We start from the raw sequence: 7,582 nt of genomic DNA, 5'->3' as shown, positions 1-7,582 counted from the left end.
GTGACCTACGTGAATTCGGCCCCGGTCAACGTGTCGTTGATCCAGATCGGGCTGATGCCCACTTTCTACCAGTTTGCCGAGGCCACCATCGAAGTCACGATGGATATCAAAACCACCACCTCGGTGGAGACCAGCCTCAAGGTCGGTGTCAAAGCCAAGGCCGGGTTTGCCTGCTGGAGCGCATCGGTGTCGGTCGATGTCTCACATAACCGCAAGTTTGGCAAAGAAGTGCATGGCACCAGCCGCCTGCTGACCCGCATGGTGCCGGTGCCACCCCCACCCCGCATTGCGCCGCAGCTCACCGTGGTAGACAACCGCCCACCCAAAGTCCCTGCCTGACCATGGCTACCCTGGACAAGACCAAGGTCTTTCGTGCACCCATCGTGCCGGCCGAGGTGGTGGTGCAAGAGACGGCATCTACCTCGTTTGCCGATCTGGTGCGCCTGATGGCCGAAGGCATTGCCGACGCACAGATGGCATTGGACCGCAGCGCAGCCGAGATGGTGACCGAGCTGGCGGAAACCACGGTGCAGATCGTCCCCAGCATCACCGAAGTGGTGGCGGCTGATGGTACGGTCACCTTCACCCAGGGTGCGCCGCAAACCGTGTCGCTGTTGGCGCTGGGCGTGAAGCCGACCTTCTACCAGTTCTCGCAGGCCACGGTCGAAGTCAGTATGGACCTGAAGCTGGTGGAGCAGATCAACGAAGACGGTACGGTGAAGAAGGGCGGGCTGGGTTTGTTTGCCGAGACCTCCAACATCCGCTTCGAGCGCAAACTCAACCGTGACGTGTCGGTGCATTCCAAGATCACCGCCACCCTGGTGCCCGTGCCCGCCCCGCTGCGCCTGGAGATTCCACGCCGCACGGTGACTGGCTAAGCGGACTGCCGGAGCATTTTCACCATGGCCACCACTCTTCCGAATCTGCCGCGTGCGCCCTTGGGTGTGTTGCTGGGCAATGCCGGTGCCGCCCTGACCAGCGCCCAAACCGATCTCGGCTTGGGTGTGGGCTTGGCCAGCGGCATGGTGATGTCCGAGGCGACGCTGGAGATCAAAGCCGCCGTGTCACGCAGCAGCACCGGCGAGCTGGAGATCGAACCGCTGTCGTCAGCCCACTTGGCGGGCGCACTCAATGCCTCGGCCGTGTCCACCATCCGCGTCAACTTTGTAGCCACCGCGGCCGCACCGGCCGTGGCCGGCAACCCGGGCGGCACCACCGTGCCCGTCAAATCCAAGGATGAGATCATCAAAGGCTTTCGCCAACGCGACGACCTGCAGGCGCTGGAGCGGGTGATCGGCCCGCTGGAGGTGCGTGCCACCTTTGTGCCGGGCAGCAGCCGCTGGCTGGTGAATGCGGTCGATGCCGACGGCCGCACGGTGCGCGAGCAGTTGGTGGCAGATTGAGAAGCCAGTCCGGTGCGCAATCGAGGAATCCAAGATGGTGACCAAACCCCCCACTCTGGCCCAGCTGCAAGCCGCGGTAAAGGCCGCCCAGGCCCAGGCCGCTGACACCGAAGCCGCCGCCCGCAAAAGCCTGGCGGAAGCGGCGGACACCATGTCGCGCCTGAAGCTGGCCGCCACCGCTGCCAGCGACCGTGAACTCAAAGCCACCGCCGAGGCCGACGCGCTGCGCCAACAGCTGGCAGGCGTGCAGGCGCAACTGCGCGCACCGGCAGAGGCCGACGATCTGCCCGCCCAGATCACGGTGTTGAAAACCCAGATCGAGGGGCTGCTGGCCGAAAACCAGCGCCTGGCCGAGCAGCGCGACACGGCCCAGTCTGACAACCAAACCCTGTTCAAACGCCTGGATGCCAGTGCCGAGCGCGAAAAATCGGCGGTCACCGCCGCCGTGCAGTCTACGGTGGCCGAGCAAGCCGCGACCGCCAAAGCTACCGCTGAGAGCTTGCGCCTGGGCACAGAGCGCATCAAAGCCTTGTCGGCCCAGTTGGGCGCTGCGGGCAAGCTGGAGGTGCTCGCCCCCGACCAGGTCGGGCATTTAATGGGCGGATTTTTGCAGCAGTTGGAAACCGGCATGCCCACCCTGCGGCTGGCCGAAGGCGAGCTCAAGCTCAAACTGGGCCTGGCCCGTGCCGACCAGCAAGACGGCTTCGTCATCTTGCCGCCCAATGCCAGCGCCGAGCTGCGTAGCAGCCTGCATGAAATCTCGCTGCGCTTTGACCGTGCTGGCGGTGCCGTGTTGAAGACAGACGAAGGCTAATTTATAAGCCTTTTAGGCCTTTGGCGCATATTGCGCCTGCGTGGGAGGCTATGGATAAGAGAGCAAACCAAGCTTTGTACTGTGCTGGCTTACATTTACTATTAAAAAAGTAGCTGCCTGCGCAGGTGCTACCTGCGCCAGAGCACGATTTAGCCCCTAACTTACTCCACGGTAATGATCTCGCGGTGCATAGGGGCCAGCTTGGCCAATAGTTGGTTTTGCGCGGTGAACGGGATGCCGCGCGCATCCATGGCATTTTGCAAAATCTCCACCACCAGATTGAACTGGGCCTTGTCGATGCCCAGGCCAGCGTGAGAGTTCTTCATGGTTTCGCCGTCGTACTTGCAGGGGCCGCCGCTCAGTTCGCAAAACTGGTCGCTGATCTGCTCCTTCAGGTAGGCGGGCTTGATGTTGTCAAACATCTTGCCGATGCGCGGGTTGGCTTTCATGCGGTCCACAAAGTCGCTGGCCAGGGCGGCAATGCCGGCTTTTTCGCCCAGCGACTGGTACAGCGGCGCGGTCTGGGCGTGCGCAGCACCGGCCAGTACGAGTACAGCGGCGGCGATCCAGGGTTTGAAAAAGGTCATGCTGCGAGTCCTCAAAATGCGATTTGGGCGGACACATAGCCACCGGTTTGTTTGCGGCCTGACACCAGTGCGGGGGCGATGCGGCCCAGATCCACGTAGGCCAGGGTGAGCGAGAAGTTTTTGCTGGGAGCCCAGGCGATAAACAGGTCTTGCCAGTTGTCTTCGCGCAGCGCGGCGGAATTGGCTCCGAACACAGCGTTGCCCACGGGTTCCAGGTTGTTCGGTTTGAAGCGTACTTCTGCGCCGATGACGACGTCTTTGCGCAGCATGTAAGCGACCGAAAACTCGGGCATCAGCCGGTACTTGTCTTGTCCCAGCGCCCCGCCGAAGCCCAGCAGGCCGTTCTGGTTGGCCTTGGTGGCGCGCAGTGTGCCGTTGACCAGCAGGCCCTGGCCCAGGAACAGCTTGGTGGCGCTCAGGTAGACATCGGTGCCGGTGGTTTTGGCGCCCAGGGCAGTGAGCACCGGTTCCATGCTGCCTGCGTGCACCCGCTTGTGCTGCAGGCCCACGGCAATTTGCGGCATCCAGGTATCGCTGTTCAGCACCGCATCGCCCGCCACCCGCACCTTGGCGCCAAGGATATCCATCTTGATGTGCTGGCCGGGTGTGACGCCAAAAGCCGCTAGCGCGGACGTAGGCCCGGCGTTGAAGTCCTGCTGGGCCAGGGACAGTTCGAGCCGGTTGTGGATGCCCACTACGGCCCCGGCCACGTTCAGGCCGTAGTCTTGGGTATGCACGCGGGTGAGGGCGGCACTGGCCCCGATTTCGCGGTCGGTGGCGTTGCTGCCCACCACCGCCCAGGGGCTCAGCCCGCCACCGGCTGCACCGTCGATGCTGCTGACTCCCCCGGTCAAGAGCAGTTTGCCGGTCTCGGCAAGGGTCCAGGGGCTGCACAGGGCTAAAGTGGTAGCCGCGAGTGCGGTGGTTAACAAACGCATAAAAACTCCTCGTGGCGTGGGGCGAAACGCTTAGCTTTATTTGTAACATGGTTGCCTCAGCCGCCACATTCGGATACACCGAAAATACCCGAAAACAGGAATTCTTGCCACTGAGTTCCTTGGCAACTTCAACCGAGATACCCTCTATGCAACACCCTTGGCACGCCCACTATCCCGCTGGAATGCCGACCACCCTCGACACCTCGGGTCCGCAGACGGTAGTGGCTCTTTTGGAGCACAGTTTTGTAAGCTACCGAGACAGCGATGCCTATGTTTTCATGGGCCACGCACTGCGCTACGGTGATGTGGATGCTTTGTCAAAAGCGCTGGCGGCCTGGCTGCAGGTGCAAGCCCTGGAGCAGGGCGACTGCGTGGCCATCATGTTGCCGAATCTGCTGAGCTTTCCGGTGGCCATGGCCGCGGTGCTGCGGGCCGGGTTTGTCGCGGTCAACATCAACCCGCTGTACACCCCGCGCGAGCTGCTGCACCAGTTGCAGGACTCGGGCGCCAAGGCCATCGTCATCCTGGACCGTTTTGTGCCCACTCTGGATGCCATCGTGGCCCACACCGATGTGGCCACGGTGCTGGTCGCCACAGGCACCGACCTGCTGGGCCTGCCCGCCGGGGCCGTGCTGCCCGCGCTGACCGAAGGCGGCAGCAGCTTTGTCGATGCCATCTACCAAGGCCGCAGCCTGCCGTACCGCGCGCCCCTGTTGCAGCCCAGCGACCCAGCGGTGCTGCAGTACACCGGCGGCACCACGGGCGTGAGCAAAGGGGCCACGCTGCTGCACAGCACGCTGCTGGCCAATGTGCTGGCTTCTGAGGCCTGGATGCAGCCCGGCTTGCAGCGTAAGGCACGCAGCACCCAGTTCACCATCGTCTGCGCGCTGCCGCTGTACCACGTGTTTGCCTTTGTGGCCTGCAGCCTGCTGGGCATGCGGGCCGGGGCGCGCAACATCCTGATCCCGAACCCGCGCGACCAGACGGCCATGATCGCGCTCTTGAAGCCCTACAAACTGCACATGTTCCCGGCGGTCAACACCTTGTTTGGCGCGCTGCTGCAGCACCCCGATTTTGTGCAGCTGGACTTTAGCGAGCTGTGCATCAGCAACGGTGGCGGCAGCCCAGTGCAGGCCGCGGTGGCCAGCCGCTGGCTGGCGGTCACCGGCTGCCCCATCACCGAAGGCTATGGCCTGTCGGAAACCGCTGCCGCCGTGGTCTGCAACCGCACCGATCTGGAGGCCTTTACCGGCGACATTGGCATGCCCATGCCGGGCGTGCACATCCGCATGCTGGACCTTAACTTGGAAAACCTGGGCCAAGACGTACCCCCGGGCCAGCCCGGAGAAATCGCCATCCACGGCCCGCAGGTGATGGCCGGGTATTGGAAGCGCCCTGAGGAGACTGCTGCCGCCATCACGGCCGACGGCTATTTCCTCAGCGGCGACATCGGCGTGATGGACGCGCAGGGCCGCATCCGCATCATCGACCGCAAAAAAGACATGGTGCTGGTCAGCGGCTTCAACGTCTACCCGAACGAGATCGAAGCCGTGCTGGCCCAGCACCCCGGCGTACTGGAATGCGCCGCCGTGGGCGTGCCCGATGCGGCCACCGGTGAGGCGGTCAAGCTGGTGGTGGTCAAAAAAGACCCGGCCGTGACCGAGGCCGAGCTGTTGGCTTTTTGCGCCCAGCAGCTCGCCGGCTACAAACGCCCGCGCAGCGTCCAATTTATCGACGTGCTGCCCAAATCTGCCTTGGGCAAAGTGCTGCGCCGCGAACTGCGGGCGGTTTAACTGTTAGGCCTAAAACAGCCAGCCCGTCTGTGCTTCCAAATGCATAGCTGCTGGCGCAGGTGCTACCTGCGCTAGCACCGCATCTAGCTCTAAATTTACCTTGACCAGTGAGCCCACCCGCACCCCCAGTAGCCGCAGCCGTTTGTCCAGCGGCGCGCGCTTCAGGCACTGCCCAGCGGCGTGGCGGATGGCTTTGGCATCGGCCGTGGGCAGGGTCAGCGTGTGGTCGCGGGTGGCGGCTTTGAAGTCGTCATAGCGCAGCTTGATGCCAATGGTTTTGCCCACATAGCCCTTGCGCTGCAGGTCGGCGGCCACCTGCTCGCACAGCCGGGTGAACACCGCGCCCAGCTCGGCCCGGTCGTGCACCGCGTGCAGGTCGCGGTCAAAAGTGGTTTCGCGGCTCATGGACACGGGTTCGCTCTCGGTCACCACCGGGCGGTCGTCGCGGCCATGGGCCGAGGCATGCATCCAAGCCCCGGTGGACTTGCCAAAGTGGGCCACCAGCCACTGCGGGTCGGCCGCGGCCAGGTCGCCAATGGTGTGAATGCCCAGCGCGGTCAGTTTTTCGCCGGCCTTGGGGCCGATGCCGTTGATCTTGCGGCAGGGCAGGGGCCAGATCAGCGTTTGCAAATCATCTGGGCCCACGATGGAGATGCCATTGGGTTTGTTGAATTCGCTGGCCATCTTGGCGATCAGCTTGTTGGGGGCCACGCCCACCGAGCAGGTCAGCCCGGTCGCGTCCAGCACCGCCTTCTGGATCAGCCGCGCCAACACCCGCCCGCCTTCGCGCTGGCCGCCGGGCACCTCGGTGAAGTCCAGGTAGATTTCGTCCACGCCCCGGTCTTCCATCAGCGGCACGATGTCCTGGGCGATGGCCTTGAACTGGCGCGAATAGCGGCGGATTTCTTCAAAGTCCACCGGCAGCAAAATCGCCTGCGGACACAGCTTGGCCGCCTTCATCAAACCCATGGCCGAACCCACGCCAAATTGACGCGCCGCGTAGGTGGCCGTGGTGATCACGCCGCGACCTGCGTAGTCTTTCAGCAGTGGAAAGGCCGCCACCGGAATCTGCGATAAATCCTGGCCATAGGTTTGGCGCAGCGCATCATCCGCCTGGCGCCGCCCGCCACCAATCACCACCGGCAAGCCCTTGAGCTGCGGGTAGCGCAGCAGCTCCACGGAGGCGTAGAACGCGTCCATGTCGAGGTGGGCTATTCTGCGGGTGGGGCGTGCGGGGTGGGTGGAGTCGGGCGAAGAAGTGGTCTGCTGCGGTGGCATATCGAGCGATACCTTACCAGCTTGCTCCAACGGCTGGCCCGGTGTTGGCGATAGTGAGACTGCCGAATTTCCGCCCGCACCTGGTACCGCCACAGAGGATTGAAGGAGTGGGTCGCCGCGTTGCATTGTAAATTTTTAGCTGGATATGCATCCAGTATATCGACGGCTGTACCAGTATGAGGGGGCGGTATATGCAGAGAGCCCGCGCACGTGCTGGAGTACCTCTCTCGCTATATCCACCTTACTGCCATTGGCAATGATCGGATCAAGGCCATCACCCCCGAAGAGGAGGTGTTTACGGTGCGCTCGGACGACCAGGGCGGCAAACGTACGGTAAGGCTGCCTGGCGCAGAGTTCGTTCGGCGCGTGCTGCTACACACCTTGCCTGCGGGCATCCAGCGCATCGGGCACTACGGGGTGTTGGCCAGTGCGTGCAAGATGGACAAGCTGACGCGGGCCAGGCTGGAGGTGATGCAGTGCCCTTGCTGCAAAGTCAGTGTCCTTCGGGTGGTGGCGACGGTGGCAGGGTGCAGGCAGCTACCGGCACCGGGAGCCATCGGGACAGCCCAGCCCAAGGGGCCGCCATGGGGCATGCGGGCCAGCAGACAGAGGTGACAAGTTCGCGCACCGTGCAAGCGTGCGCCGGGCTAGCGTCGGGCCCTGTTTGGGCGCGCCTATTTGCGCAATGCAGTGCCTGTCAGGGTGGGCGTAGATGCAACGCCAGTCCATGCAATGGGGGCACTTTGCCCAGGCCCATAGGGTGCTGCGC

Annotated in this window: 9 protein-coding genes; 6 read left to right on the top strand and 3 right to left on the bottom strand. The window is 63.5% G+C overall.

Annotation, left to right across the window (positions count from 1 at the left end):
• From ABI213_RS14225 to ABI213_RS14210, 4 genes are all read left to right on the top strand, one after another.
• The coding region (locus ABI213_RS14225; RefSeq protein ID WP_348027595.1) for a hypothetical protein at positions 1-339 on the top strand (339 nt) is incomplete at its 5' end.
• A 2-nt stretch (positions 340-341) separates the two neighbouring features.
• Positions 342-878, top strand: a complete 537-nt coding sequence (locus ABI213_RS14220) for a hypothetical protein (protein WP_348008399.1) — start codon at positions 342-344, stop codon at positions 876-878.
• Positions 879-902: 24 nt separating this feature from the next.
• Entirely contained in the window at positions 903-1,403 is a 501-nt protein-coding gene (locus tag ABI213_RS14215) for a hypothetical protein (RefSeq protein WP_348008400.1), read from the top strand.
• A gap of 34 nt (positions 1,404-1,437) precedes the next feature.
• The gene (locus ABI213_RS14210; protein WP_348008401.1) at positions 1,438-2,217 is read left to right on the top strand and encodes a hypothetical protein; all 780 of its coding nucleotides are present in this window, start codon (positions 1,438-1,440) and stop codon (positions 2,215-2,217) included.
• A gap of 161 nt (positions 2,218-2,378) precedes the next feature.
• On the opposite strand, the gene ABI213_RS14205 is transcribed toward ABI213_RS14210, so the two are convergent.
• Positions 2,379-2,804: a group 1 truncated hemoglobin gene (locus tag ABI213_RS14205; protein WP_348008402.1), complete on the bottom strand. Its 426-nt coding sequence runs from the start codon at positions 2,802-2,804 to the stop codon at positions 2,379-2,381.
• An 11-nt stretch (positions 2,805-2,815) separates the two neighbouring features.
• Entirely contained in the window at positions 2,816-3,742 is a 927-nt protein-coding gene (locus ABI213_RS14200) for a DUF3034 family protein (RefSeq protein WP_348008403.1), read from the bottom strand.
• Positions 3,743-3,888: 146 nt separating this feature from the next.
• On the opposite strand from ABI213_RS14200, the gene ABI213_RS14195 reads away from it, so the two are divergent.
• Entirely contained in the window at positions 3,889-5,535 is a 1,647-nt protein-coding gene (locus ABI213_RS14195; RefSeq protein ID WP_348008404.1) for an AMP-binding protein, read from the top strand.
• 9 nt (positions 5,536-5,544) lie between these two features.
• Here ABI213_RS14195 and dinB read toward each other — a convergent pair whose 3' ends face one another.
• Positions 5,545-6,813, bottom strand: coding sequence for a DNA polymerase IV (gene dinB, locus ABI213_RS14190; RefSeq protein ID WP_348008405.1), 1,269 nt, complete (start codon positions 6,811-6,813; stop codon positions 5,545-5,547).
• 210 nt (positions 6,814-7,023) lie between these two features.
• On the opposite strand from dinB, the gene ABI213_RS14185 reads away from it, so the two are divergent.
• Positions 7,024-7,428, top strand: coding sequence for a transposase (locus ABI213_RS14185; protein WP_348008406.1), 405 nt, complete (start codon positions 7,024-7,026; stop codon positions 7,426-7,428).
• Positions 7,429-7,582: the final 154 nt, after the last annotated feature.

The sequence above is a fragment of the Rhodoferax sp. genome (genome assembly GCF_039922535.1).
Taxonomy (GTDB): domain Bacteria; phylum Pseudomonadota; class Gammaproteobacteria; order Burkholderiales; family Burkholderiaceae_C; genus Rhodoferax_B.
Note: the sequence above shows the minus strand (reverse complement) of the source record. Positions and strands in the feature narration are given on the sequence as shown.

Coding starts and splice junctions, on each gene's coding strand:
- ABI213_RS14220 (WP_348008399.1), top strand. CDS start 342: ATGGCTACCCTGGACAAGACCAAGGTCTTTCGTGCACCCATCGTGCCG.
- ABI213_RS14215 (WP_348008400.1), top strand. CDS start 903: ATGGCCACCACTCTTCCGAATCTGCCGCGTGCGCCCTTGGGTGTGTTG.
- ABI213_RS14210 (WP_348008401.1), top strand. CDS start 1,438: ATGGTGACCAAACCCCCCACTCTGGCCCAGCTGCAAGCCGCGGTAAAG.
- ABI213_RS14205 (WP_348008402.1), bottom strand. CDS start 2,804: ATGACCTTTTTCAAACCCTGGATCGCCGCCGCTGTACTCGTACTGGCC.
- ABI213_RS14200 (WP_348008403.1), bottom strand. CDS start 3,742: ATGCGTTTGTTAACCACCGCACTCGCGGCTACCACTTTAGCCCTGTGC.
- ABI213_RS14195 (WP_348008404.1), top strand. CDS start 3,889: ATGCAACACCCTTGGCACGCCCACTATCCCGCTGGAATGCCGACCACC.
- dinB (WP_348008405.1), bottom strand. CDS start 6,813: ATGCCACCGCAGCAGACCACTTCTTCGCCCGACTCCACCCACCCCGCA.